Origin of the sequence: Bradyrhizobium sp. CSA207 (assembly GCF_029051685.1) — a bacterium.
Classification (GTDB): Bacteria; Pseudomonadota; Alphaproteobacteria; order Rhizobiales; family Xanthobacteraceae; genus Bradyrhizobium.
Genome location: NZ_JAACFT010000151.1, coordinates 1 through 229 on the forward strand (window position 1 = coordinate 1; position 229 = coordinate 229).

The 229-nt window shown below is 65.9% G+C and carries 1 protein-coding gene; it reads right to left on the reverse strand.

Annotated features, from left to right (window positions below; translation table 11 throughout):
- Positions 1-229: type VI secretion system tube protein Hcp (locus GWG65_RS40400; protein ID WP_275200945.1), on the reverse strand; the 229-nt coding region annotated here is incomplete at both ends.

Here is a 229-nt window from a genome sequence, read left to right on the forward strand (position 1 = left end):
GGCGACGTCCTTGAGCAGCGCGGTCAGGCCCGAATTGAGATCGAGATCGACGGTGAGCGGCGAGAAGGTCGGCTTGGACGTGCCGCCGCCGCTGGTGGCGCCGATCAGTGCGCTGACGTCAAAACTGTAGTCGATGACGTTGAAGGCGCCCTCATGGTGAAGGCGGGTGGAATCGCCGATGACGCCGTCGATGGTGAGGAAGTAAGCCGCGGCGCTGCCGCCGCCGGTG